The sequence below is a fragment of the Candidatus Effluviviaceae Genus V sp. genome (assembly GCA_014728125.1).
Classification (GTDB): domain Bacteria; phylum Joyebacterota; class Joyebacteria; order Joyebacterales; family Joyebacteraceae; genus WJMD01.
Map to the genome: position 1 here is coordinate 1 of WJMD01000068.1, position 25,366 is coordinate 25,366.

The 25,366-nt window shown below is 69.0% G+C and carries 21 protein-coding genes; all 21 read right to left on the minus strand.

The features are described 5' to 3' along the window. Window positions 1-551 (minus strand): hypothetical protein (locus GF405_03750; protein ID MBD3367278.1); only part of this gene is annotated, 551 nt, incomplete at its 3' end. A 10-nt stretch (window positions 552-561) separates the two neighbouring features. Beyond that, entirely contained in the window at window positions 562-1,704 is a 1,143-nt protein-coding gene (locus GF405_03755; GenBank protein ID MBD3367279.1) for a DUF362 domain-containing protein, read from the minus strand. Between the two features lie 11 nt (window positions 1,705-1,715). Then, on the minus strand, window positions 1,716-2,966 hold the full coding sequence (dprA, locus tag GF405_03760; protein ID MBD3367280.1) for a DNA-protecting protein DprA: 1,251 nt from the start codon (window positions 2,964-2,966) through the stop codon (window positions 1,716-1,718). Further along, the gene (gene obgE, locus GF405_03765) at window positions 2,890-3,897 is read right to left on the minus strand and encodes a GTPase ObgE (GenBank protein MBD3367281.1); all 1,008 of its coding nucleotides are present in this window, start codon (window positions 3,895-3,897) and stop codon (window positions 2,890-2,892) included. Before obgE ends, dprA begins: the two co-directional genes overlap by 77 nt. Then, window positions 3,891-5,348 carry an FAD-binding protein gene (locus tag GF405_03770; protein ID MBD3367282.1) on the minus strand — a complete coding sequence of 486 codons (1,458 nt, stop codon included), beginning with the start codon at window positions 5,346-5,348 and terminating at the stop codon, window positions 3,891-3,893. The genes obgE and GF405_03770 overlap by 7 nt, the downstream gene beginning before the upstream one ends. Beyond that, the gene (coaD, locus tag GF405_03775) at window positions 5,345-5,836 is read right to left on the minus strand and encodes a pantetheine-phosphate adenylyltransferase (GenBank protein ID MBD3367283.1); all 492 of its coding nucleotides are present in this window, start codon (window positions 5,834-5,836) and stop codon (window positions 5,345-5,347) included. The genes GF405_03770 and coaD overlap by 4 nt, the downstream gene beginning before the upstream one ends. Next, window positions 5,833-6,432 (minus strand): 16S rRNA (guanine(966)-N(2))-methyltransferase RsmD, encoded by a 600-nt coding sequence (gene rsmD / locus GF405_03780; protein ID MBD3367284.1) that lies wholly within the window; start codon window positions 6,430-6,432, stop codon window positions 5,833-5,835. The genes coaD and rsmD overlap by 4 nt, the downstream gene beginning before the upstream one ends. 48 nt (window positions 6,433-6,480) lie before the next feature. Then, window positions 6,481-7,860, minus strand: a complete 1,380-nt coding sequence (locus GF405_03785; GenBank protein MBD3367285.1) for a response regulator — start codon at window positions 7,858-7,860, stop codon at window positions 6,481-6,483. A 58-nt stretch (window positions 7,861-7,918) separates the two neighbouring features. After that, on the minus strand, window positions 7,919-9,532 hold the full coding sequence (locus GF405_03790; protein ID MBD3367286.1) for a PAS domain-containing protein: 1,614 nt from the start codon (window positions 9,530-9,532) through the stop codon (window positions 7,919-7,921). Continuing rightward, entirely contained in the window at window positions 9,529-9,903 is a 375-nt protein-coding gene (locus GF405_03795; GenBank protein ID MBD3367287.1) for a hypothetical protein, read from the minus strand. The genes GF405_03790 and GF405_03795 overlap by 4 nt, the downstream gene beginning before the upstream one ends. A 67-nt stretch (window positions 9,904-9,970) precedes the next feature. After that, window positions 9,971-11,632 carry a hypothetical protein gene (locus tag GF405_03800; protein MBD3367288.1) on the minus strand — a complete coding sequence of 554 codons (1,662 nt, stop codon included), beginning with the start codon at window positions 11,630-11,632 and terminating at the stop codon, window positions 9,971-9,973. Between the two features lie 52 nt (window positions 11,633-11,684). Continuing rightward, the gene (locus GF405_03805; protein MBD3367289.1) at window positions 11,685-12,293 is read right to left on the minus strand and encodes a hypothetical protein; all 609 of its coding nucleotides are present in this window, start codon (window positions 12,291-12,293) and stop codon (window positions 11,685-11,687) included. Continuing rightward, on the minus strand, window positions 12,277-12,687 hold the full coding sequence (locus GF405_03810; protein ID MBD3367290.1) for a hypothetical protein: 411 nt from the start codon (window positions 12,685-12,687) through the stop codon (window positions 12,277-12,279). The genes GF405_03805 and GF405_03810 overlap by 17 nt, the downstream gene beginning before the upstream one ends. 29 nt (window positions 12,688-12,716) lie before the next feature. Further along, window positions 12,717-13,343, minus strand: coding sequence for a methenyltetrahydrofolate cyclohydrolase (locus tag GF405_03815; GenBank protein ID MBD3367291.1), 627 nt, complete (start codon window positions 13,341-13,343; stop codon window positions 12,717-12,719). Further along, window positions 13,340-14,251 carry a glutamate formimidoyltransferase gene (gene ftcD / locus GF405_03820; GenBank protein ID MBD3367292.1) on the minus strand — a complete coding sequence of 304 codons (912 nt, stop codon included), beginning with the start codon at window positions 14,249-14,251 and terminating at the stop codon, window positions 13,340-13,342. Before ftcD ends, GF405_03815 begins: the two co-directional genes overlap by 4 nt. A gap of 21 nt (window positions 14,252-14,272) precedes the next feature. Continuing rightward, complete coding sequence (locus GF405_03825; GenBank protein MBD3367293.1) at window positions 14,273-15,556, minus strand: imidazolonepropionase; 1,284 nt, start codon at window positions 15,554-15,556, stop codon at window positions 14,273-14,275. A gap of 72 nt (window positions 15,557-15,628) precedes the next feature. After that, on the minus strand, window positions 15,629-17,287 hold the full coding sequence (gene hutU / locus GF405_03830; protein ID MBD3367294.1) for a urocanate hydratase: 1,659 nt from the start codon (window positions 17,285-17,287) through the stop codon (window positions 15,629-15,631). Window positions 17,288-17,353: 66 nt separating this feature from the next. Next, a complete protein-coding gene (locus GF405_03835) occupies window positions 17,354-20,179 on the minus strand; it encodes a DEAD/DEAH box helicase (protein MBD3367295.1) in 2,826 nt (941 codons plus the stop codon). Further along, a complete protein-coding gene (gene thiC / locus GF405_03840) occupies window positions 20,176-21,465 on the minus strand; it encodes a phosphomethylpyrimidine synthase ThiC (protein MBD3367296.1) in 1,290 nt (429 codons plus the stop codon). Before thiC ends, GF405_03835 begins: the two co-directional genes overlap by 4 nt. A 51-nt stretch (window positions 21,466-21,516) precedes the next feature. After that, a complete protein-coding gene (gene ligA, locus GF405_03845) occupies window positions 21,517-23,526 on the minus strand; it encodes an NAD-dependent DNA ligase LigA (protein MBD3367297.1) in 2,010 nt (669 codons plus the stop codon). A gap of 46 nt (window positions 23,527-23,572) precedes the next feature. Further along, window positions 23,573-25,363 (minus strand): BamA/TamA family outer membrane protein, encoded by a 1,791-nt coding sequence (locus GF405_03850; GenBank protein ID MBD3367298.1) that lies wholly within the window; start codon window positions 25,361-25,363, stop codon window positions 23,573-23,575. Between the last annotated feature and the right edge of the window lie 3 nt (window positions 25,364-25,366).

The window sequence follows — 25,366 nt, forward strand, 5'->3', positions numbered from 1 at the left end:
AGCGCTCGGAGCACCCCGAGGAGGCTCCCGGTCAGTGGCACGATCTCGACGCCGAAACGCGCCCGCAGGCTGTTCATCAGGCGGTCGACGAGGATGTTGTGCTGCTCGCCGACGAGGAACGTCAGCGGATATCCCATGGTGGCGAGCGTCGCGGCCAGCTCCCAGTTCCCGAAGTGCCCGGCCACGAGAATGGCGCCCCTGCCGCCCTCGAGCGCCTCGTCGAGATGCTCGGCACCGGTCAGCGTGATGGTCTGCTCGATGAGCTCGGGGGACAGCCTCGGGAACCGGGCGAACTCGAACGTCGTCCGACCGAAGTTCTCATAGGATTCCCGAGCGATCCGGACTAGCTCCTCCTCGTCGCGCTCGTCACCGAAGACGCGCCGCAGATGGTCCATCGTGACGCGTCGCCGGATGCCGAGCCCGAACGCGGCGCGGCCGAGGAGCGCGCCGAGCTCGCGGCCGGCACCCGGCGGCAGAGCGTTGACGAGCCAGTGGAACAGCCTGACGCCGGCATACTCGAGCCGGTGACTCAGTGTCGTCGGACGCGCCACGTCCCCTCCCCTACGCGAACCTGCCGGCGAGCCAGGACAGTTTGACCTCGACTGCGTCGTGCGGGCACACCTCGTGACAGCAGAGACACTCGACGCACGTCTTGAAGTCGACCGTCGGGACGCCGTCGACCAGTCTGATGGCGCGCACCGGGCAGCTCCTGACGCACAGACCGCACTCCGGTCCGCGGCACCCGCGCTCCGGCGACATCTCCGGGTGCGCCCAGATGAAGGGCTCCAGCAGCCTCACGAGGATGTCCGGGATGTAGTTCAGGGCGCCGGTTCCCGGCAGCCGGAAGTCCTCCGGGGCGAGTTTCTCTGCATCGTCACCGACGATGTCGATCCGGTCGAGACCGGCGACCCCGAGGCCGCGCTCCTCACCGATCCGCACGGTCGGCACCTGTCGCTCCCGGTAGCCCATCATGCCCGACGCGACGGCATCGAGCGCCACCGGGTCGGCGCTCGCCAGGATCGCGCCGACGTGTCGCCGCGAGCCTCCGGACGGACCGTCACCCTCCATGGCCGCGACGGCGTCCATGACGTGGAGCCGCGGCGGACGAAGCGAGAAGATGTCGACGACGATGCGGCTGAACGGGACGGGCCTCGGGGCGACGCTGTGGAGGCGCCCCTTCATGAACCCCGGGACGATCCCGTACATGTTCTTGACCGCCCCCGTGTAGAGCGTGAGCACGTGGGTCTTCATCTTCGGCAGGTTGATGATACCGTCGGCCTCGAGTACGGGCCGCGCCACCATGTACGGCCGCAGCGCGCCCGTGCGCTCCTCGGAGCCCGAGGCCTCGAAGCTCCTGAGCGCGACCTCCGTCTCCTCGGCGAGCTCCTCGAAGCCGGTGTTGCGCCAGACCCGCTCGACACCCCGGATGGCGCCGCCCGGACTGTCGCCCATCTCGGGCTCCGCGCCCGCGTCTCGCACCAGCCGGATGACCGCGCGGGCGACCTCCGGATGTGTCGTGATGGCCCGCTCCGGGGCCTTGGCGGAGAGGAGGTTCGGTTTGAGCAGGATCCGCTCGCCCGGCCTCACGAACCGCCCGATGCCCCCGATGAGATCGACCGCCCGCGAGACGGCCGCCCCGACCTCGCGACGCTCATAGCTTCCGCAGGAGACGACCGCGACGGTCGCCCGCTCCGTACCGCTCATTCACCGACTCCTCACTGTCTGACGAGCCCTCTCCGCACCGCCTCGGCGTCCGAGACGACGTATCTTCCTCCCGGTACCCTCCGCGCCGCTCCGGCCAGCTCGAGCTCCATGAGGGCCGAGAGCGTTGTCTCGATGGCCGCACCCGTCTCTCTGGCGACCTCGTCCGCGGACCGCGGATCGAGCGAGAGCGCGCCGAGCGCCGCCTCGGCGCATGCCGAAACCTCCGGAGCCGGCGCCGGCTCTCCCGCCCCGCCGGGGGCGAGCAGCGGACCCCAGACCGGTTCGAGGTCCTCCAGAACGTCCTCGGCGTCCTCTACGAGCCTCGCGCCGTCCCGGAGAAGCCTGTTCGAGCCGCGGCACGCCGCCCTGCCCGCAGGCCCGGGACACGCGAAGACCTCGCGCCCCTCGTCGAGGGCGAAGGCGGCCGTGATGAGGGCGCCGCTCTTCTCACTCGCCTCGACGACGATCACCCCGACCGACAGACCGGCGATCACGCGGTTTCGACGCGGGAAGAAGGAGCGTCTCGGATCGACACGGGGAGCGAACTCCGACAGCAGGCAGCCCGTCCGTCGGATCTCGGCCGCCAGCCCCGCATGCTCCGGAGGGTAGACCCTGCGGAGTCCCGAACCCAGAACCGCGACTGTTCTCCCCCCGGCCGACAGCGCACCGCGGTGCGCCGCGGAGTCAACGCCCCGGGCCAGGCCGCTGACGACCGTGATGCCTCGCCCGGCCAGTCCGCGCCCCATCGACCGCGCGACGGCCAGCGAGCGCTCCGAGGCTCTCCTCGAACCGACGATCGCCACCGCCGGCTCCTCACCCGGAGGCGCGCCCTCGCTGAAGAGCCCGGCCGGCGCGCCGTACGTCTCGTCGAGACGCGAGGGGTACGCCTCCCCTCCGCGTTCGAGGAAATCGATCCCCTCGGCGGAGAGTTCGAGCAGCCTACGGGACGGCTCAAGCTTCTTCGCGGCGGCCAGCGCCCGACGAAGCCTCGCCGGAACAGCGGCGTCGCGCGACCCCGTGAGGACGGCCGTGCGATACGAGCCGTAGCGCCTCCGGAGCCGTTCTGCCGAGGCGGGACCCACGCCGCTCGCCAGGACAACGACGAGCGCAGCCTCCCTCTCCGTCACGTGCTGGTCCTCTGGGGAGGTCCGGGGGTCGCCGGCGGGTGAGCCCCAGGCCGACGGGTCACACGTTCGGGGACGACCCGCCGCAGCCGGCCCGCTCGCGCTCCACGAGGTCGATGAGGAGACGAACGAGGTCATCGACGCCCTCGCCCGTCAGTCCCGAGACGGACACGACCCGCTCGCCGCCGAACGACGCCTCGGGCGGACCGTCGGGACCGCGGAGGTCGACCTTGCTCCACGCAACGACCCTCGGCTTGTCCGTGAGGTCGGCGTCGTGGCGTTCGAGCTCCTCCATGAGCACCCTGTAGTCGGTCGCCGGGTCGTCGGCCGCCGCATCGATGAGGACGACGAGGACGCGCGTACGCTCGATGTGCCGAAGGAACTGGTGACCCAGCCCCTTGCCCTCGTGCGCCCCCTCGATGAGCCCGGGCAGGTCGGCGACGACGAAGCTCCCGTCGATACCGTATCTGACGAGACCGAGCACCGGCGAGAGCGTCGTGAAGGGATAGTCTCCGACCCGGGGCCGCGCCGCTGAGAGCTTCCGAAGGAGCGTCGACTTGCCGGCGTTCGGCAGACCGACGAGCCCGACGTCGGCCATCAACTTGAGCTCGAACTCGACCATCCGCTCGACGCCGTGACGACCCTCCTCGGCCCTGCGCGGCGCCCTGTCGGTCGACGTGGCGAAGCGCGCGTTGCCGCGTCCTCCGCCGCCGCCCTTCGCGACGACGACCCGCTCGCCCGGCTCATCCAGATCAGCCAGAACCTCGCCCGTCTCCGCATCGCGCAGCACGGTCCCGACGGGGACACGGATGACGACGTCCTCGCCGCTCCTGCCGGACTTCCGCGCGCCGGATCCGTGCTGTCCCGAGCCGGCGCGGTAGTGTCGTCTGTAGTGAAGGTCGACGAGCGTCGACTTTCCCTCGTCCGCCTCGACGATCACGTCGCCGCCGCGGCCGCCGTCCCCGCCGTCGGGGCCTCCGCGGGGTACGAACTTCTCCCGCCGGAAGCTCACGCATCCGTCGCCGCCGCGCCCGCCGCGCACCTCTGCCTTCGCGGTATCGACTAGCATGGCGCCTCGTCGAGATCGCCCCACCAGGGGTTCGGGAGATGTGTGAGGATCTTCTCGGGATTCAGGATTCCGTCAGGGTCGAGGGCGCGCTTCACGGCGGCCGTCGCCTCGAGAGCGGTCTCCTCGAGCTCGGAGGCCAGCTGGTCCGCCTTGGTGATACCTATGCCGTGTTCTCCGGACAGCGTGCCGCCGAGGGAGAGCGCCAGTTGGAAGAGCCGGTCGACGGCGGCTCGGGCCCGGCGGCGGCTTCCGACATCGTCGCGGTCGAACATCACATTGACGTGGAGATTGCCGTCACCGGCGTGACCGAACGACAGGATCCTGAGATCGTGCTCCCTGCCGATGGCACGCATGCCGTGGACGAAGTCGGGAATGCGGCTTCGCGGTACGGTGATGTCCTCGTTCGCCTTCCCGGTCGCGAGACGCGCGAGCGACGGCGAGATCGAGCGACGGATCTCACGGATCTCCTCGCGCTCGGTGTCATCCGAGGGGCTCCTGAATCCGGTCGCGCCGAACTCGTCCGCGAGACGGCCGAGCTGTTCGGTCGCGCCCGATACGGCTTCCGTCGTCCCCTCGAGCTCCACGAGCAGCCCGCCCTCGATGTCCCTCTCCGGCCGCGCTCCCCGCACGAACTCGTGCGAGGCGACATATGTGTCGCGGTCGATGAGCTCGAGTGACGAGACAGGGAGAGCCGAGGCGACGATCGCGGCCACAGCGCGCGCCGCGGATTCCAGGTCCGCGAACTCGATCCAGAAGGTCCCGGTCGCCTCGGGGGCAGGGGTCAACCTGAGAGCCGCGTCGGTCACGACGGAGAGCGTCCCCTCGGAGCCGACGAGCAGGGGGCCGGCGTCCCACGACGTTCGCCGCTCGCCGGAGAGAATTCCGGTCGAGACGACCGACCCGTCGGACAATACTGCCTCGAGTCCCGCAACGTAGTCGCGAGTCGTGCCGTGGAGTACCGTCGCTGGACCGCCCGCGCACTCGGCGATGTTCCCGCCCACGGTCGAGACCTTCCGGCTCGCAGGGTCCGGAGGGTAGCTCAAACCCCCGGCCTCGGCCGCCTCGGCGAGGGCTTCGTTCACAACGCCCGGGCCCGCGAGTGCCACAAGGGCCCTGGTGTCGATGCTCGACACGGTGTTCATCCGCTCGAGAGACAGGCCGATGCCGCCGACGACGGGAAGGCTCCCGCCGGTGTAGCCGGTTCCGGCGCCCCGCGGGACGACCGGCACGTCCGCCTCCCGGGCCGCGCGGAGCACGTCCGCGACCTCTACGGACGACTCGGGCCAGGCGACGGCGTCCGGCAGCGCCCGGACGTCGGTCGCGTCATACGAGTAGCAGATGCGGTCCTCGATGGCGGTCGATACCGAGACCCCGGACACGCGAGAGAGCCTCTCCGCGAAGCCGTCCGGCAATCGGGTGGAGCCGAAGCCTCTGCGCTCCGACACTCTCATCGGGAACCGCCCCGGTCGCGCCGACGCGCCAGTTCATCGAAGACATTGGGGGGGACAAGTCCGGAAACGTCGCCGCCGAGCGTGAAGACCTCCTTGACGATCGTGGAGTTCAGGTAGGTGTAGCGCTCGCTCGGCATGAGAAAGACCGTCTCGATCTCCGCAGCAAGCCGCCGGTTCATGAGAGCCATCTGGAACTCGTACTCGAAGTCCGACACCTCTCTCAGGCCCCTGAGGATCGCTGCCGCACCGACATCCCGGACCGTGCTGACGAGCAGTCCTTCGAACGAGATCACTGTCACGTTCCCGAGGTCCTCGACGGCCCCCTCGATCAGCTCCACGCGCTCGCCGGCGGTGAACATCGGGTCCTTGTCCCTGGCGGTCCCGACGGCCACGACAATCCTGTCGAAGAGCCTGAGCGCGCGCCTGATCAGGTCGAGATGACCGTTCGTTATCGGGTCGAACGTCCCGGGGTAGATGGCGGTTCTCACTGGCCCTCCCTCGGTTCGTGTTCACCTGCAGACCGGTAGATATCGACCTCAGTCGAGCCGTAGCCTCTGCGGCGCACCAGTTCGAGTCGAGAGGATGCGTCGTCCTGAGCGCCGTCCGCATCCGTCCCGCGGGCCCGTTCCACAACGACGACACCACGGGGCGCGACGAGCGGTCCGATGCAACGAAGCGCCCGTTCGGCGTGGCCGCTCGAGTAAGGAGGGTCGACGAAGACGACGTCGAACGGCGCCGTCGGAACTCTCCGCTCCCTGACGAGTCTGAGGGCGTCCCCGCGGATCACGAGGGACCTCCCGCGGAGGCCCAGGCTCTCGATGTTGTCCTCGAGGACGCGGAGCACCTTCCCGCTCTGCTCGATGAAGGTCGCCTCACGCGCGCCGCGCGACAGGGCCTCGATCCCCAGACTCCCCGAGCCCGCGAAGAGATCGAGCACGTTGGCGCCGGGAAGGTCGGGTTCGAGCATCCCGAAGAGCGACTCCCGCACGCGATCGTACGTCGGCCTCGCCGTGGTCCCGGGTGGCGCGGCGATCGACCGCCCCTTCAGCTCTCCGGCGATCACGCGCACGCGTTCCTCCGTCACTGGACGTTCACCGGGATCTCCGTAACCGGGCGTCGGACGGCGTCTCGGTCAGGACGCCTCGTCCTCGTCCATGCCGTACCGCTGCAGCTTCCGGTAGAGCGTCGAGGGGTTGATCCCCAGGATCTCGGCTGCCTGCTTCTTTTTCCACCCCGTCTCGTCGAGGGTCTGCAGAAGGTACTTCCGCTCGAGTTCCTCTAGCGTGATGCCCGACACACCGAGGTCGCCGCCGCCGGTCACCGCCTCGCCGCGCGCTCTCTTCCGCAGGTTCTCAGGGAAGATCGACACGTTGAGGCTCTCGGCCGTGATCGTGTCCCTGTCGGCCAGGATGACGGCTCGCTCGATGATGTTCTCGAGCTCACGGACGTTCCCCGGCCACTCATACTGCGTGAGGATCTCCATCGCCCGCTCGTCGACCTTCATCTCGCCACCGGTGATCCGTTCGAGGATGTGCTTAACGAGGAGCGGCACGTCGTCCCGACGCTCGCGGAGCGGCGGGATGCGGATCGGAATGACGTTGAGGCGGTAGTAGAGGTCCGCTCGGAAGGTGCCCTCCTTGATGCGCGTCTCCAGATCTGCGTTCGTGGCCGCGATCACGCGAACGTCGACCTGCGTCGGCTTGGTGCCGCCGACCGGAACGACCTCGCGCTCCTGCAGCACGCGTAGCAGCTTGACCTGAATGGCCGGGGAGGTCTCACTGACCTCATCGAGGAAGAAGGTCCCCCCGTCCGCCACGACGAAGAGGCCCCGCTTGTCGCGGATGGCGCCGGTGAACGATCCCTTGACGTGACCGAAGAGTTCGCTCTCGAGGAGGGTCTCCGGGAGGGCGCCGCAGTTGATCGTAACGAACCGGCCGTCGGAACGCGCGCTCCTGGCGTGTATCGCCCGGGCCACGAGTTCCTTCCCCGTCCCGCTCTCACCGTGGAGCAGCACGGTGCTCGAGGTCCGTGCGACGCGGTCGATCAAGTCGAAGACGGACGTCATATTCTCCGACTCGCCGATCATCTTCTTCTCTCCCGAGACGTGCAGAGCACGCTCGAGATCCGACTTCTCATCGCGAAGGCGCCGCATCTCGAGCGCGTTCCTGACGACCTGCTTCAGCTCCTCGTTCGAGACCGGCTTCAGAAGATAGTAGAAGGCGCCGAGGTTCAGTGCCTCGATGGCCGACTCCTGCGAGGCGTGGCCCGTGATGATGATCACGGGGATCGAAGGGTCCTTGTCCCGGAGCTTCTCGAGAATGTCGATGCCGCTCATCCCCGGCAGCTGAATGTCGGTGATGACGACGTCGTAGGCGTCCTTCGACTGGAGTTTGAGAGCCTTCTTGCCGTCCTTCGTGGCGTCGCAGACATACCCCTCGCGCTCGAGCATCATGGAGAGGTACTCTCGGATGCTGTCCTCGTCGTCGACGACCAGGATCCTGCCCTGTGGCATGCTGTCCTTTCCCTTCTCGAAAGCGCCGGAACCGACCGTCCCCGCCCGCGGGCGACGACTAGTCCGGCAGGTAGATCACGAAGCGGCTGCCGCGTCCGACCTCACTGGCGACGGTGATCCGCCCGCCGTGGGACTGAACGATGCGGTCGACGATGGCGAGCCCGAGTCCCGTGCCGCCCTTCTTGGTCGTTCTGAAGGGCTGAAAAATCTCGTCTCTCTTATCGGAGGGGATGCCGTCTCCCGTGTCCTCAACGATGATGGCGATCGAACTGCCCTGCGATCCCTCGAGGCCGCGCGAGGCGTACTCGTCCTCCCGGACGACCGAGAGCCTGACCCTGCCCGAGCCGTCGATCGCCTCGACGGCGTTGAGCGTGAGGTTCAGGAGGGCCCGCCTCATCTCCTCTTCGTTGACGGTCCCCTCGACAGGCTCAGGAGCTTCCTCGACCAGTTCGATCTCCGGACGATATGAGGCCTGACTGGTCACGAGCAGCGCGACCTCGTGCACGAGCTCGTCGAGCCGGATGCGGTCGCGTTCCCCGGACTCCATGCGTCCGTACTGAAGGACGTCCTGAACGAGCTTCTGGAGCCGGTCGGTCTCGCGCATCACGAGGCCGACGAGGCGCTCGTGCTGGCTCTCCGGCTCGGCGTCCTCCCCCAGCATCTCGATAGATCCCCGGATCGCGTTCAGCGGGTTCCGGATCTCGTGAGCGAGGCCGGCCGCGAACTGGCCCAGCGCCGAGAGCCTGTCGTCGTGCCGGAGTCGTTCCTCCAGGCGTCTGGCCTCCGTCAGATCCTGGAAGATGGCGACGACGCCCCGCTCGTTCCCGTCGTCATCCCGGAGTATCGATGTAGAGAGTCCGACGGGAGTGCTTCCTCCTCCGCGCCGTCTCACGTGGAAGTCGACCCGGGTCTCGGGCCGCCCCGCCTCCAGGGCGGCGGCGAGGCGTTCGCAGAACGCCGGGACGTCGGCGAAGACGAGCCGGTAGTCGCGGCCGTGCGAGGCACTCTCCGGCACGCCGAGGATCGACGCGCCGGCCCTGTTGAGGTAGATGACGTGTCCGTCGGAGTCGACCAGGGCGAGTCCGGACCCGAGGCTGTCGATGATGTTCGAGAGCCTGAGGTTGGCGGTGTCCAGCTCCGACCTGGTCACGGCCAGCTCCCGTGCGTGGACGGCAGCCCGCTCCGACAGGTAGCCGACCAGCATGGCGACGAGGAGGAACGAGACGACGAGCGTCGCGATCTCGGCGAGAGCCCCCTGTGCATAGAGCGACGCCCACTGAACGGGGTCGACGAACATGAGAACGACGTGCCCGATGACGGCGCCGGCGGCGATTCCGACCCCGTCTCGGAAGCCGAGGCGTGCGGACGACACGATGACCGGAAGGAAATAGAGCAGCTTGAACGGGCTTGCCAGGCCGCCTGAGAAGTAGACGACCAGCGTGACGAAGACGATGTCGACGGCGAACTGGATCCTCAGGAGGGCCGTGTGGTCGCGCTGGACGCGGCTCCAGGCGGCGTAGACGCCGGAGAGCAGCGCAGCGATGATCCCGAGGATGATGACCGGGATGCTGTCGACCTGCCTGCCGCCGACGAGCGCACCGAGAGCCGTGAGCGCCGCGACGACAAGCCGCGCCGCGATGATGCTGCGGGTTGTTGGAACAGCGTGACTCACGGTCCATCCCTCCCGGGCGCCGGACGTACGCTGTCGGTGACGACGACGTGTGGTCGGACGCGCTCGAGGGTCACCGGCCCGATCCCGCGGACATCGATCAGATCATCGACCGAACGGAATCCGCCGCGTTCCTCTCTCAGTCTCACGATCTCCCGGGCCCGGACCGGCCCGATCCCGGGAAGCTCCTCCAGCAGCTCGGGCTCGGCGGCGTTCAGCTCGATCATGCAGCCGACCGTGTCGCCGGCGCAGGCGCTCGCGTCGGGAGGCGGAACCTCGACCCGCCGCATCCCCGTCACCAGCGCTCCGACCAGGAGCGCACCGGCGAGAAAGAAGACCACCGCGCGCTCGTCCGGCGTGAAGACCCCCCGCACCACACCACCTCCACCCGAGCGTCACCAATGTAGCGTGTTGCAAAACGCAAGGCAAATGAAACATCGCTCAACCGCGGAACGTCCACGTGAACCCGGCCTCCAGACGCCTTCCGGCGGCCGGCACGAGGGGCGTCCCGGCGTGCTCCGTCTCAAGGACATCCCGTACCACGGCGTACACCGCGGCCGACCCCGCCCGACCCCGCACCTCGAGGTCGAGCCGGGACGACGCGTCCTCGACGGCACCCTCCCAGGGACCCCGCGCCAGACCGGACTCGTGGGTCACGACGGCCGACCAGCGCGTGCGGAGATAGCCGCGCGCGAAGAAGGAGGCGTGGAACCAGCCCTCGGCCGAGGCGGACACCGCCGGCGACGGCCCCCCAGCGATGAGCGAGCTCTCCTCTCCGGAGGCCAGCAGGGTCGCGTCGAGCCGCCAGCCGGCGGCGGCGCGTCCTCCCGCCTCGACCCAGAGCGACGCAGAGCCGGTCGTCTCGTCGGGAGCGTTCGCCGGCCGACCCGCTTCGATAGAGAGCTCGACCGGGTCAACGAGCCGAGCCGCGCCCAGTTCGAGGCCGGCGCCCGAGAGGAAAGAGGAATCGCGGATCGACACGAGGAGGGCGACGGCGCCTTCCGGATCGAGATCCGGACGGCCGGCAACCGTTCGTTCCACCCCGTCGGCGGAGGGCAGCATGAGCGGCACGGCCAGCCGCTCCACGACCGACGGATGCCTTGAGACGACGAGCGCCCTGGCGTCGAGCCGCCTCCGGCCGATCCTCGTCGACCAGGCGACCTCGGCCTCGGGAAGCGTCAGGCCTCGCCTCCGCACGGCCCCGGCCCGGAGCGAGACCGTACCCCCGAGCGCCTCGAGAGCGCGCGACACCGACGCCGCGGCCGACCACACGTCCTCGTTCCTCTGGAAGAGGGCACCGCGGGCGCCGATGTGCCCCACGGAAACGTCGACCGCCTCGACGACGCGGCCGGTCTCGATACGCAGCGAGGCACCGACGAGACCGAGCTCACCGGTCCGAGTCACGCCGGCGCGGTCGTCCTCGACCCGGCGGGATCCACTGAAGAGCGCGATCGTCGCACGACCGCCCTCGAGGATGACCTCGCCCGCGCCCGCGACGCGCCGGCTGCCGAGTTCCGACGGCTCGAGCTCCTCGAACCTCCGAACGCGCTCGGGAGCCATCCTCAGACCGCGCGCACGCACGTTCCAGCCGCCGCTCGTCACCGTTCTGAGACGCGCGGAGAACGGCCGGTTGTCGAAGCGGGCGGTCGCCCCGGGACCGTCGGCGCGCAGCGAGCCGCCGGCCAGTTCGAGGGAACTCGTCGTGTCGGCGAAGGCGCGCCCGAAGACGCCGCTCCACGACTCGACGAGGTCTCCGCCGCGCATCGAGAGACGGGCGGCGGAGAGCCCGTAGCCGTCAGGGGGATATCCGCCGAACGGGAGGAAGGAGGCAGTCCCGTGGGCCGCGTCGTGTGAGACCGGCCGCACGCCGGACAGCGTGGAGACGTCCGGTCCCTTGAGGACGACCGTCGAGCCGTCTACGGCGTAGGCCGCAGTCAGATCGAGTCCGGACCCGAGCCAGTCGGTCCAAGAGACGGCGGAGTTCGAGGGGAACGAGAGCGACGCCGGAAGTGGTCCGAGGGCCCACGTACGAGCGTATCCGGGAACGCCCGGTCCGACCGGGCGTCCGCCGCAGCACGCCTGCGGCGGCGCCGCGAGGAGCACCGCGGCGACCAGGGCGGGAACCAGAAGTCGTCCCGCCGACCGGGCATGCCGTCTACCCTCTCCCGAACGCACGGAGCCGCGGCATGATCCGCGGTGCGAGCACGGCGAACAGAATCGCATTGGACACCACATGGACGAGCGAGAAGAACGCGTTCGCCGTGAGCGCCGCCGCGAGGTCGTGCCGCCACGTCGCCCACGCGAACCCGGAGCCGCCGATCGTCATCCCGGCCAGAGCCAGTCCGACGATCACGGCGCCCTGGTACATCAGTGTGAGAAGCGCTCCAAGGCCCCCCGAAAGGGCGGTTCTGAGCCCGTCGGCGCCCCGGCCGAGGGGAAGATAGATACGCTCCGTGAGACCGCCGGCCGCTCCGACGAGGGCCCAGGCGATCACCTGCGCAGCGAAGAGCGTGGGGATCGCGACGCCCGAGCCCGCGGGGTTGAGCCCCGAGTAGAGAGCGGCCGTCAGCGCGCCGACGAGCGCACCGCGTCCGCCCCCCAGCACGCCGCCCGCGGCGAAGATCGTGAAGGTCACCAGCTCGACGTTCGGCACGGGCGCCAGCAGGAAGCCGAGGGCGACGGCCGTCCCGACAAAAACGGCGGGCAGCGCCACGTTCCGGAGCAGGGGGCGTCCCGCCGGTCCGTCCTCAGTCGAGTTCGCCACGCCCGTGCTCCGGTCGGTTGGGGCCGACGTCGTCCAGGTCGGTTCCGGTCTCGTCGTCGTCCTGAAGGGGCTGGATGTAGAACTCGATCTCAGCCTGTTGTCCCGGCGACAGCCTGTGCCAGTTCCGCTGCACCTCGACGACCACCGGCGAGCCGCACTTCGACGGACCGTCGCTCCTGAACTCCTCCGGGAGACTCTCGGGTTCGTAGATGCTGTAGACCTTGTAGAGAAGCCCGGTGCCGTAGTCGAGACGCCCCTGCGATACGGCGAGTTCGATGAGCGCGCACGAACTGAGGTTCTCGTCCTCCCCGCTCACGACCTGTTCGTGCGGCACGGTCTCGCCCGCGCACCCTGCGAGGGCCACGGCCGCAGCAACGGCCAGGAGGGTCTTCATCGCGTCACTCCTCCCCCGGAGCCCGGGGCTCACGCGACCTTCTCGAGGACGGTCCGCATGACGGCGTCCGCCTTGCTGTCGGCCTCCGAGGTGAGATTCTCGAGGGCGGTCCGGGCCTCCGACACGAACTCGGCATGCTCCTCCGCCGTGATGCCGCCGAGATTGATGAGGACGTTGAGCTTCGCGGCGTGCGCGCCCGCCCTGGCGACGAGGGCCGCGACGCCGGCGTCCGAGACGGCGTTCCTGTTCCCCTTCTCGGCCGCGACCGCGGCGACGTCGATGACCCGCACGCACTTCTCCATGACGACCAGCGGGACCGAGGCCGCGTCGACGAGGCCCTGCTGCATCGCGGCCTTACGCTTCGCCTTCTGCTCGTCTGTGTCCTTGGGGAGCTTCAGCGCCTCCATGAAGCCGTCGAAGGCGTTGGCGTCCTCCTCGATCAGCCGCGTCAGTTCGAGGCGGAGCGACTCGGCCGTCTCGAGCGCGCTCTTCATGTCCGCCTCGACGTCGGCGTACTTCTTCTTGCCGATCGTCAGGTTGGACACCATCGCCGTCAGGCTCGCGCCCAGAGCACCCGAGAGCGCGGCGACGCTGCCGCCGCCCGGTGTCGGCTCGTCGGAGGCCAGCTCGGCAAGGAAGTTCGTCAGATCGGTCATTCGGTCGCCTCGCTTTCCATCAGTCGGTGCTCGAGGATCTGATCGGGCTGGAAGTCCTCGAGTCTCAGGTAGAAGTCCGCACAGTCCACGAGCGCCTCGACCGGTACCAGACCGACGATCTCGCTGCCGATCACCGGGACGCCGTAGCGTGCGGCCTCGCTCTTCACCATCTCGAACACCCGGAAGAGCGGCGTCCCGTGGAAGTTGACCATGTTGATCGAGACCTGGACGATCCCGCGGTCCTTGATCTCGAACCCCATCGCCTTGACGTGGCGGAGCCCCCCGCCCGAGTGTCGGATCGACTTCGCGATCGTCTTCGCGATGGAGAGGTCGTCCGTGCCGAGGTTGATGTTGTACGCCACGAGGAACTGACGCGCCCCGATAGCGATCGCTCCCGCCGTCGGATGGATCCTGTTCGGACCGAAGTCGGGCTCCTTGTCGGGGTTCGTCCCGATCTCCTTCGACAGACCCTCGAACTGACCCTTGCGGACCTTCGCGAGGTTCTTCCTGTCGCTCCTCGTCGCCGCCTCCTCGTAGAGGAAGACCGGGATCTCGAGCTCCTCCCCGACGCGCTTGCCCAGCTTCTGCGCCAGCTCGACGCACTCGTCCATCGTGACGTTCTTGACCGGTACGAAGGGGCACACGTCGGTCGCTCCCATGCGGGGGTGCTCACCCTCGTGCTTCGTGAGATCGATCAGCTCCCGGGCCTTCTCGATGCCTCGGTACGCGCCCTCGAGGACGGCGCCGGGCTCGCCGATGATGGTCACGACGGCGCGGTTGTGGTCGGCGTCCATCTCCCTGTCGAGAAGCGAGACGCCGTCGACGGCGGTCATCGTGCCCACGATCTCCTTGACCACCTCGGGTCGCTTGCCCTCACTGAAGTTCGGTACGCACTCAACGAGCTTCATCTGTACCTCCTGAGCTGGTTGTCAGTCACGGCGCGCGGCCGAAGCCCTCTCGACGTCGTACGGGACGCCGCGCTTCACGACCGTCCTCGCGAGGTTCACTCCATAGTGATAGGGAATCGCCCTGTGGTCGTCAACCTCCCACAGCACAAGATCACAGAGCTTGCCGTTCTCGACGGACCCGACGTCGCGCTCCATCCCGACGGCCGCCGCAGCGTTGATCGTCGATGCCACGAGCACCTCCTCGGGCGACATGCGGAGCGTCATCGAGCCCAGGGCCATCACGATCTGCATCGACTCGGTCATCGAGCTCCCGGGGTTCATGTCGGTCGCGAGCGCCACGGGGACGCCCGCTTCGATCATGAACCGGGCCCGTGCGTAGTCCATCTTCCCCAGGGACAGCGTCGTACCGGGCAGCAGAACCGCGATGACACCCGCGGCGCCCATCGCCCGAAGCCCCTCGTCCGAGGCGCAGACGAGATGGTCGGCGGAGGCGGCTCCGACCTCGGCCGCCAGCTCGGCACCCCCTGTCGGCGCCAGCTCGTCGGCGTGGAGCTTCGGTTCGAGCCCGACGTCCTTCGCTGCCTCGAGGATCCTCCGGGACTGGGCCACGTCGAAGACGTGCGCCTCGCAGAAGACGTCGCAGAAGCGCGCCAGGTCCTCCTCCGCCACCCTGGGGAGCATCTCGTCGGTCACCCGGGCGACGTAGCCGTCGGCGTCGTGCCGCCACTCATCCGGTATCTCGTGAGCCCCGAGGAAGGTCGGCACGACGTCGACCGCATGTTCGGCGCCCAGCGTTCTGATCGCGCGCAGCGTCTTGAGCTCCGCCTCCAGCTCCAGACCGTAGCCGCTCTTCACCTCGACCGTCGTCGACCCGTACGCGAGCGCGCGGTCGAGCGACGACCGGCCCACCGTGAGCAGATCGTCCTCCGAAGCGGCGCGCAGGTCGCGCACGCTCGAGCGGATGCCGCCGCCCGCCTCAGCGATCTCCTCGTAGCTCGAACCGGCGACGCGCATCGCGAACTCGTGTTCCCGGGTCCTTGCGTAGACTGCGTGCGTGTGCGGGTCGACGAGCCCCGGCGTGACGAGCGAGCCTCCCGCGTCGATCTCCCGGGCTCCCGGAACGAGCGACACGTCCCGCAGCACGTCGGGCTCCGAACCGACCGCTGCGATGCGGCCGTCGGACGCAGCGACCGCCGCGCGCTCGACCAGACCGATCTGACCGGCCGATCGGCCGGTTCTGGGTCCGTCGACCCCGCGCAGGGTCGCGAGAACGCCGATGTTCCTGACGATCGTATCGGCCGTCACGGACACGCTGCCTCCTTCGGTACCGCGGTCGGCTGCTGAAGCGCCGCGAAACGCTCCTCCGACATTCGTCGCTCAGTCGAGCATCGGGATCTTGACACCCTTCTTCCGGGCCCACTCCTCGGCCAGCTCGTAGCCCGCATCGACGTGCCGGGCGATGCCGGTCCCGGGGTCGGTGGTCAGGACCCGCTGGAGACGCTCGGCCGCGGCCTCGGTGCCGTCGGCCACGATGACCATGCCGGCGTGGAGCGACTTCCCGATGCCGACTCCACCGCCGTGATGGAACGATATCCACGTCGCGCCGCCGACCGCGTTCAGGAGTGCGTTCAGGACAGGCCAGTCGGCGATCGCGTCGCTGCCGTCCTTCATGCCCTCGGTTTCCCGGTACGGCGAGGCTACCGAGCCGCTGTCGAGGTGGTCGCGGCCGATGACGATCGGCGCGCTGATCTCGCCTTTCGCAACGAGCTCGTTGATGGCGAGCCCGAAACGCGCCCTCTCTCCGTAACCGAGCCAGCAGATGCGTGAGGGAAGCCCCTGGAAGGCGACGCGCTCCTGCGCGAGCTTGATCCAGCGGACGAGCGCGTCGTCCTCGGGGAAGAGCTCGAAGATCAGCTCGTCCGTCCGGTAGATATCCTCGGGGTCCCCGGAGAGAGCGACCCAGCGGAACGGCCCCTTGCCCTGACAGAAGAGCGGACGGATGTACGCCGGGACGAACCCCGGATAGTCGAAGGCGTTCTCGACGCCGGCGTCCTTCGCCTGGCCGCGCAGGTTGTTCCCGTAGTCGAACGCCACCGCGCCCTTCTGCCGCATCGCGAGGATCGCCCGGCAGTGCTCGGCCATCGAGCGCATGGAGCGCTCGATGTAGCCGTCGGGGTCGCTCGTTCTGAGTTCGAGCGCCTCCTCCAGGGACATCCCGCCCGGCACGTACCCGTTCAAGGCGTCGTGTGCCGAGGTCTGGTCGGTCACCACGTCCGGGATGACGTCGCGCCGGACCATCTCCGGCAGCACGTCGGCGCAGTTTCCGACGAGGCCGACCGAGAGCGGTCTCTTCTCGGCCACGGCCTCGCGCGTCATCTCGAGGGCCTCGTCGAGCGAGTCGGCCATCGCGTCGCAGTAGCGCGTGTCGAGCCGCTTCCTGATACGGTCACGGTCGACCTCGACGCAGAGGCAGACGCCGCCGTTCATCGTGACTGCGAGCGGCTGGGCGCCGCCCATGCCGCCCATCCCTCCGGTCAGGACGAGACGACCCTCAAGGCTGCCGTCGAAGTGCTGCCTGGCGAGTTCCGCCAGCGTCTCGTAGGTCCCCTGCAGGATGCCCTGCGTCCCGATGTAGATCCAGCTCCCGGCCGTCATCTGACCGTACATGATGAGGCCCTTGCGCTCGAGCTCCCGGAACGCGTCCCACGTCGCCCAGTCGCCGACGAGGTTCGAGTTGGCGATGAGCACGCGGGGGGCGTCCGGGTGCGTGCGGAAGACGCCGACCGGCTTCCCGGACTGCACGAGCATCGTCTCGTCGTCCTCGAGCTCGCGCAGCGTCGCGGTGATGGCGTCGAAGGCCTCCCAGCTCCTCGCGGCCTTTCCGCTCCCGCCGTAGACGACGAGTTCGTCGGGCATCTCCGCGACCTCGGGGTCGAGGTTGTTCATGATCATCCTGTAGGCGGCCTCCTGCAGCCAGCCCTTGCACGAGAGTTCCGTGCCTCTCGGCGCCCTGATCTCGCGCCCAGACCTGCCCATTCTCCTGCCTCCTTGCCTCTCCGTGGATTTCGCTCTCACCTGCCGCGCCGGCCGGCGACGGGGACCCTACACCGCGCTCAGGACGCCCAGCATCTTGAGGAGCGCGGTCTCGCTCTCCGCGACGGCCGCCGGCGCAGGCAGCTCATCGAGGAGCCTGCGGCCGTATCCTCTCGTGGCGAGTCTGCTGTCGAGCAGGACGACCACGCCCGTATCGATGCTCGAGCGTATCAGACGCCCGAAGCCCTGTCGCATGCGGATCGCCGTGCGGGGGACCATGTACGACGTGAACGCGTCGAGGCCCTCCTTCTCGTAAGCCTCGCAGTGTGCCTCGATGACGGGGTCCTTCGGCACCGGGAACGGCAATTTGACGATGACGAGCTGCTCGAGCGATCGCCCCGGCACGTCGACCCCCTCCCAGAAGCTCGACGTCGCGAGAAGGACCGAGTCGGTCACGCGTGAGAACTCGTCGAGGAGCGCGGTCGAGCCTCCGTGGCCCTGGGCGAGCACGAGCTTGCCCCGGGCCGCCAGCGGATCGCGAACGGCCCTGAAGACAGCATCGAGCGACGAGCGTGACGTGAAGAGCGCGAGCGTCCCGCCATCCGCGGGCGCGGCGAGCTTGACGAGGAGTTCGCCGACCACGCTGTTGAAGCCCCTCGAGGACGGCTGCGGCAGATACCCCGCGACCGCGGCGATCACCTGACGACCGTAGTCGTACGGGCTCCCGACATCGAGGGTCACGACCTTCCAGTCCGGGAGCGCGTCGAGTCCGAGCCGCTCCATGATGAAGCGGAACCCGCCGTCGACCGTCATCGTCGCCGACGTCGCGATCATCGACGAGACCTTCGAGTACAGAAAGTCCGGCATGAGCTCCGCCACCGAGACCGGGGCGCTCCTGAGCGTGCACTCCACCCCGGAGCGCCGCGTCCGGACCTCGAGCCAGAAGACCGACCGTTCATCCCGACCGAGGGCGAGGTACTCGAGGTCCTCGCGCAGCTCGCGCAGCCGCTCCGCGTGGTAGGCGAGCGTCTGCGAGGCGGCATCGACGCCCTTGAAATCGACGTCCACAACAAGGTCGCCGAGCGTCTCGAGGTCACCGACCAGTCCTTCGAGCGACGAGAGCACGCCGCCGAGTTCGTCTCCGAGTATCGACGAGACGCTCAGCTCGCCGGCGTAGCGCAGCTTGCCGTACTCAACCGTCCTCCCCCCGGCCATCTCAATGTGCCTCAGTGCGAGGGCCGCGAAGAACGCATCCCCGAGGGTCGCTGTCTTCTCGACGTTCTCCCTGAGCCGCCCGGCCGCGGTCAGCGCCATCTCGGTGGACTGTCCGTCAAGGCCTTCGAGCCTGTTCTCGAGTTCGACGAGATCTCCCGACGCCCGCCCGTCCTTCCTGAAGAGGCTCTCGAGCGCGGCGCGGAATCGGTAGACATTGACCCGCCGGCCGAGGTGCTCGGTCGCGACCGACTCCATGTTGTGGGCCTCGTCGCAGACGAGATAGGAGTACTCCCCGAGAATGCGGTTCCCGGCCCCGGTGTCACTGAAGAGCAGCGAGTGGTTGACGACCACCAGATGCGATGCCTGAGCGGCGCGCCTCGCCCGCTGCAGGTAGCACCTGTCGCTCGCCGGACAGCGCGACCCGAGACAGGGCCCACCGTCGGCCGAGACGCGGCTCCAGAGATAGCCCCAGGGGCGGAAGGCCGCGTTCTCGGCGATGTCGCCCGAGGTCGTCTCCTCCTCCCAGATGACGAGCGGCATGTAGTGCTCCCGCTCGCCCGCTGGAAGGCCCTGGTCGAGAAGCTGGTCCCAGCGCTTCGCGCAGATGTAGTTCCCGCGTCCTTTCAGAAGCGTCGCCTTGAAGTCGACCTCGAGCGTCTCACCCAGGAACGGGACGTCCTTGAAGAAGAGCTGCTCCTGGAGGTTCTTCGTGTTGGTCGACACGATGACGCGCTCGCCGTTCTCGGCGGCGAAGTGGATCGCCGGAATGAGGTAGGCGAGCGACTTGCCGACGCCGGTGCCGGCCTCGACCAGAAGATGGACCCCACCCGTCAGCGCGTCGTTGACGGCGCGGAGCATCGCCATCTGCTCTCTGCGCTCCTCGTAGCCCGAGAGCCTCCCCTCGAGCTCGCCGCCGGCCTCGAAGAGCCGTTCGAGCCGCTCGACGTCAGGCTCGACGACGTCCTCGCTGAGGCGACGCTCGACGCGGTCGCCCCACACGTTGTCGTAGCGGAGGAGCTCCGCGTTCCTCTCGCCGAAGTCGGGGACCGCCGCCGGATCCACCGTGGAGGCGTTCCGCTCGATCGCCTCCTCGAAGAGCCGGCGAAAAGGCGGAGGCGAAAGCGCGTGCAGCCGCTTGAGGGGCCTCCCTCCGACGCCGTCGAGCACGAGAACGAGCGACCCGAAGAGCCTGCCGACCGCGCGGGCGTCGTCGGCGGCGCGATGGGACCGGCCTGCGTCGATGTCGAAGAAGCGCGCGAGGGCGACGAGGCGATGGCTGGGCAGCCTGGGCAGAAGGGCCCGCGAGAGCGCCAGCGTGTCGTAGACGTCCCGGCCTTCGAAGAGACTGACCCCGGACGCGGCGTCGAGGAAACCGACATCGAAAGCGGCGCTGTGTGCGACGACGGGGTCGTCCCGGAGGAAGTCCCTGAGATCGGGCAGCGCCTCGTCGATCGACGGAGCGCCGGCGATCTGTTCGTCGGTGATACCGGTCAGGTAGACGACATCCGAGGGGATCTCGCAGCTCGGGTCGACGAACGTGCAGAACGCGTCCACCGGTTCGCCGTCGGTGAAGCGGGTGGCACCGATCTCGATGATCCGGTCGGTGCGGTGATCTACACCGGTCGTCTCCAGGTCCAGACCGACGTAGGTCCGCGGACCACACGGACGGCGCGTCGTCATCCGTCCTCCCGATCCCTGACGTCGGACATCTTCCTGAGGGCGCAGAACTCGCCGCACATCGTGCAGAGCTCCTCGTCCGAGGGCTTGGACGCGGCGCGGAACGCCCGCGCCTTGCCGGGATCGAGCGACATCTCGAGCGCGCGTTCCCACTCGAGACCCTTCCTCGCCCGGGAGAGCTCATCGTCCCACGCGCGCGCGCCGGGAACGTCGTTGGCGACGTCGGCCGCGTGGGCCGCGACGCGCAGCGTGTAGACCCCTTCGCGGACGTCGTCGACGTCGGGCAGCCTGAGATGCTCCGCCGGTGTGACATAGCAGAGGAAGTCGGCGCCGGCCATGGCGGCCACGGCCCCGCCGATCGCCGCACCGACATGATCGTAGCCCGGGGCCACGTCGGTCACGAGCGGCCCCAGGACATAGAACGGTGCGCCGCCGGTCATCGACTTCTGGAGCTCGACCGACGATCTCACCAGGTGGAGCGGCACGTGCCCCGGCCCCTCGACGATGGCCTGCACGCCGCGCTCGCGCGCCCGCTCAACGAGCTCGCTGATGACGACGAGCTCGCTGATCTGTGCGGTGTCATTGGCGTCCGCCAGCGCTCCGGGCCGCATGCCGTCGCCGAGCGAGATGGCCACGTCGCGCTCCGCGAGGATGTCCATGAGTTCGTCGTACCGCGCGTAGAACGGGTTCTCCGCCTCGTTGTACGACATCCACTCCATCAGGAAGGCCCCGCCACGGCTGACGACGTCGGCGAGTCGCCGCGAGCGCCTGCAGTGTTCCGCGACCTCGCGAGTCACTCCGGCGTGAACCGTCACGAAATCGACGCCGGCCTCCGCGTGCCGACGGACCTCTCCAAGCATGTCGTCGCCCGACATGCGGACCATTCCGCGCCCGTCGCGCCGCGCCTTGACGGCGGCGCCGTAGATCGGCACCGTGCCGACGGGTACCCTGGAGCGCTCGAGCACGGCACCGAGGATCTCGTCGAGATCCCCTCCCGTCGAGAGGTCCATGACGGCGTCGGCGCCGGCCTCGACGGCGGCGTCGAGCTTCTTGAGCTCGTCCTCGAGCGTCGACGCATCGGACGACGTCCCGATGTTGGCGTTGACCTTCGTCCTGAGCCCCGGACCGAGGGCGACGCGGCGCCGCTCCGCACCGGAGTTTCCCATGATGACCGCCCGCCCCTCGGCCAGGAGCCTCCTCAGGAGCTCGGGTGCCACGCCCTCGTCGTCCGCGACGCGGACGACCTCTTCGGTTGTCCGGCCCGAGAGGGCCGCTTTCATTCTCGTCATGTGTACACTCAAACCTTCCGTTCCGTGCCGCCGCCTCCGGACGGCGCGGTATCAGTCGTCTCCGATGAGTTCGAGGAACTCCCGTTCGTCGACGGTCCGAACACCGAGTTCCCGTGCCTTGTCGGCCTTCGACCCCGGGTTCTCTCCAACGACCACGAGGTCCGTCCGGCCGCTGACGCTCGTGCTCGCACGCCCGCCCGCGGCCTCGACCGCGCCGCGTGCCTCGTCCCGGGTCATGCTCTCGAGCGAGCCCGTCAGGACCACGGTCTGTCCATCGAGCGGTCCTCCGGACGCCGCACGGGCCTCCGCCTCGGTCCTGACGCCCGCCCTCCGGAGCTTCTCGATGACCCGTCTGTTCTCCTTCGTACCGAGGAAGGTCGCCACGGAGTGCGCGATGACCGGTCCGACCTCCTCGACCTCCGCCAGCTCGCCCTCGCCGACCTCTTCGAGTTCCTTCAACGTCCCGAAGCGGTGCGCGAGGATCCGCGCCACGCGCGCGCCGACGTGCGGCATACCGAGACCGAAGAGCAGGCGCGAGAGTGGCTGTTCCCTGCTCTTCTCTATGCCGTCCAGGAGGTTCCTCGCCGACGTCTCAGCCATGCGGGGAAGCTCGACGAGGTCGTCCTCATCGAGCGAGTAGAGATCGCCGTAGTCCTCGACGATGCCCGACTCGACCAGTGTGTCGACGGTCTCCTTGCCCAGCCCCCTGATGTCCATCGCGCCGCGGGATGCGAAGTGTTCGATGCGCCTCCGGACCATTGCCGGGCAGGCGGCGTTCACGCAGCGGTGGGCCGCTTCACCCTGCTCCCGAACGACCGGACCGCCGCAGACCGGGCACGTCTCAGGCATGCGGAACCGTCGGGGACGTCCCTTGCGCTTCGACCGGACGACCGACACGACCTTCGGGATCACCTCGCCGCCCTTCTCGACGACGACGGTGTCCCCGACTCGCACGTCGAGACGGTCGATCTCGTCCTGGTTGTGAAGTGTCGCCCGCGAGACGGTCGAACCGGAGATCGTCACCGGCTCGAGCCGGGCGACGGGCGTCAGCTTGCCGGTCCGGCCCACCTGGACCATGATGTCCTCGACGACCGTCGTCGCGCTCTCGGCGGGGAACTTGTACGCGATACCCCATCGCGGGCTTCGCGCGGTCGTCCCGAGGCGCTCCTGTTGCGCGAGCGAGTCCACCTTGACGACCAGACCGTCGGTCTCGTAGTCAAGCTCGCCACGACGCCTCTCCCAGGACCCGCAGCGCTCGATCACGCAGTCGATGTCCCCGCAGACGGTCTCCTCGGGCGCCGTCCGGAACCCCATGGCGCGGATCACCTGGAGCGCCTCGTGCTGCCGTGTCACGCCGACACGCCCCGGCCCGACGAGCCGGTAGAAGAAGGCGTCGAGCGGACGCTCGGCCACGACCGACGGGTTCAGCAGCTTGAGCGATCCGGCCGCCGCATTCCGCGGGTTGGCGAACGGTTCGAGGTCGTCCTCCCGCCTCTGACGATTGAGGTCCTCAAACCCCGATCTCGGGAGGATCACCTCACCCCTGACCTCGATGTCGGCGCGGTCGTGCTCGCCGGCCAGCCGGAGTGGGACCGACCGGATCGTCTTCACGTTGGCCGTCACATCGTCGCCACGCTCGCCGTCACCGCGGGTGGCCGCCCGCGTCAACAGGCCGTCCTCGTAGACAAGCGAGATGCTGACGCCGTCGAGCTTGAGCTCGACGACGTACTCGACATCCACGCCCTCGAGCCGCTCCCGCACGCGCCGGTCGAAATCCAGAAGCTCGTCGGTCGAGTACGTGTTCTCGAGCGACAGCATGGGCTCTGAGTGCCGGACGGTCTCGAACCCTTCCGACGGCTCGCCTCCCACCCGCTGGGTCGGCGAGTCGGGTGTGACGAGCTCCGGATGCTCGTTTTCGAGACGGACGAGTTCGGCGAAGAGCTCGTCGTACTCGGCGTCGGTGATCTCCGGCGCGTTCTCGACGTAGTAGAGACGGTCGTGCCGGCGCACGAGCTCGCGCAGCTCCTCCACGCGAGCCCGGACGTTCTTCTTGGCTGACATCGGGGCTCCGATCGACGTCGTCCGGAGGGTCCCAGGAAGGGGCCTGTCAGAATGTGCGCGTGAACCCGACGTGAAGCTTGCCGTCGAGGAGCGAGTCCCCCTCGCCCAGCCCGTAGTCAACCGCGATTATACCCAAGCCGGTCGAGCCCCGCAACCCGATTCCATAGCCTAACTTGGTATCCGTTGCGGGATTAGGGCCGTCACCCCGATATCTACCGGCGTCGACGAAGGCGAGGACCCGTGATGAACGGCCAATCAGATAGCGGTACTCCACCGAGCCCGACACAACGCGGACCCCGCGGAACTGCTCCTCACGGTACCCTCGGAGCGTCTTCGCGCCTCCGAGCGGGACCTCCTCGTGATACGGGACGTCCTCCTCGGAGCTCCAGATGCCGGCGCCCGAGGCCCGCAGCGCGACCGTCTGGTCGAACGCGACCGGCAGATATGCGCGCACCACGAACTCGGCCGTTCCCGACCGCTCGCGTCCGCCGGTGTCGTCGATCTCCTTGGCCGCGTACTCGATCGTCGCCGCCGCGGAGAGTCCTCTGGTCGGGTTCAGCGGCGAGTCCGTACCGTCGAAGACCGCGGAGAGGGCCGTCCTGACGCCCCTCGTCGGGCTCGGGCCGCTCTCGCCGGGCACGTATCGCTCGGCTCCGAGCGACCACGAAACCCGGGAGCGCTCGCCCATTCTTGCGGTCACTCTGAGGTCGCCTCCGGTCACGGTCGAAATGGTGTCCCGGACCGTCTGTGAACCGGACACCGACACGTCGATCGGAGCCCCGAGGACCCAGGGCTCGACGTACAAAAACGACGCCCGCCGCTCGTCGCTCGGCAGCCGCTCCCAGGCGACCTCGGCGCGCCGCCCCGTGCCGGCGATGTTCCCCAGCACGACCTCCACGGCGCCCGACAGACGGTCGTCGCCCGGAACGTACCCGAGCGCCCCGAGCACCCGGTTGACGCTGGCCTCCTCAACCTCGAACACGGGGACCGCCTTCGAGAGCCCCCTTATGTATGCGACCGCCGGGCGGGCGACCTCGGAGAAGAGACCGGTCCTCTCGAGGCGCGAACGGGCCAGCTCGAGGTCCGACCTCGAGAACGGCTCGCCCGGCTCGATGCCGAGTTCGCGCAGCACGACCACATCCCGTGTGGTCTCGTTGCCGACGACGACCGGGGTGCCGAACACGACGGGAGGTCCCTCGTCGACGTGGAACGTCAGGTCGAACCGTCCATCCGGTGTGGCCCGGGCGAGCTCGGGCCTGACCAAGGCCAGCGGGCGGCCGCGTTCCGCGGAGACCTCGACCAGTGCCGCCGCGGCGGCCGCGATCACGTCGGCCGACACGGGCTCGCCCGGCTCAAGCCGGACGGCGCGCAGGAGCTCGTCCTCCGGAAGCGAACCGACGCCCCGGAGGCGCACGCCCGCGAGGACGGGCTCCGGCCCCTCGTCCACACGGACCGTCAGAACACCTTCACCGGACGGCCCTCCGAGCTCTGCCTCGATGCGCGCGAACGGACGCCCGGCCCGTATGTAGAGCGTCAGCAGCGAATCGACTCCCGACTCGAGGAGGCCCCCCGGCTCCGCCGGAGGCTCCTCCAGGGACAGGAGACCGCCGAACGCCTCCTCGACGGCCGCTCGTCCCAGCGACCGGTCGCCCGAGAGGTCGAGGCGAACCTCCGGGCGGGCGCCCACCGGCAGCAGCATCAGCAGAAGTGCGGCGACGAGCACCCCGGCCCAGCGTGCCGTCCCGTCGGAAGCCCGCGGAGCGTGCCTCCGCATCGTGGTCGGAACCCGCCGACCGCCTGCGGTCAGGTCACGTCTGTACGATGCGGCTCGGTCCACGTC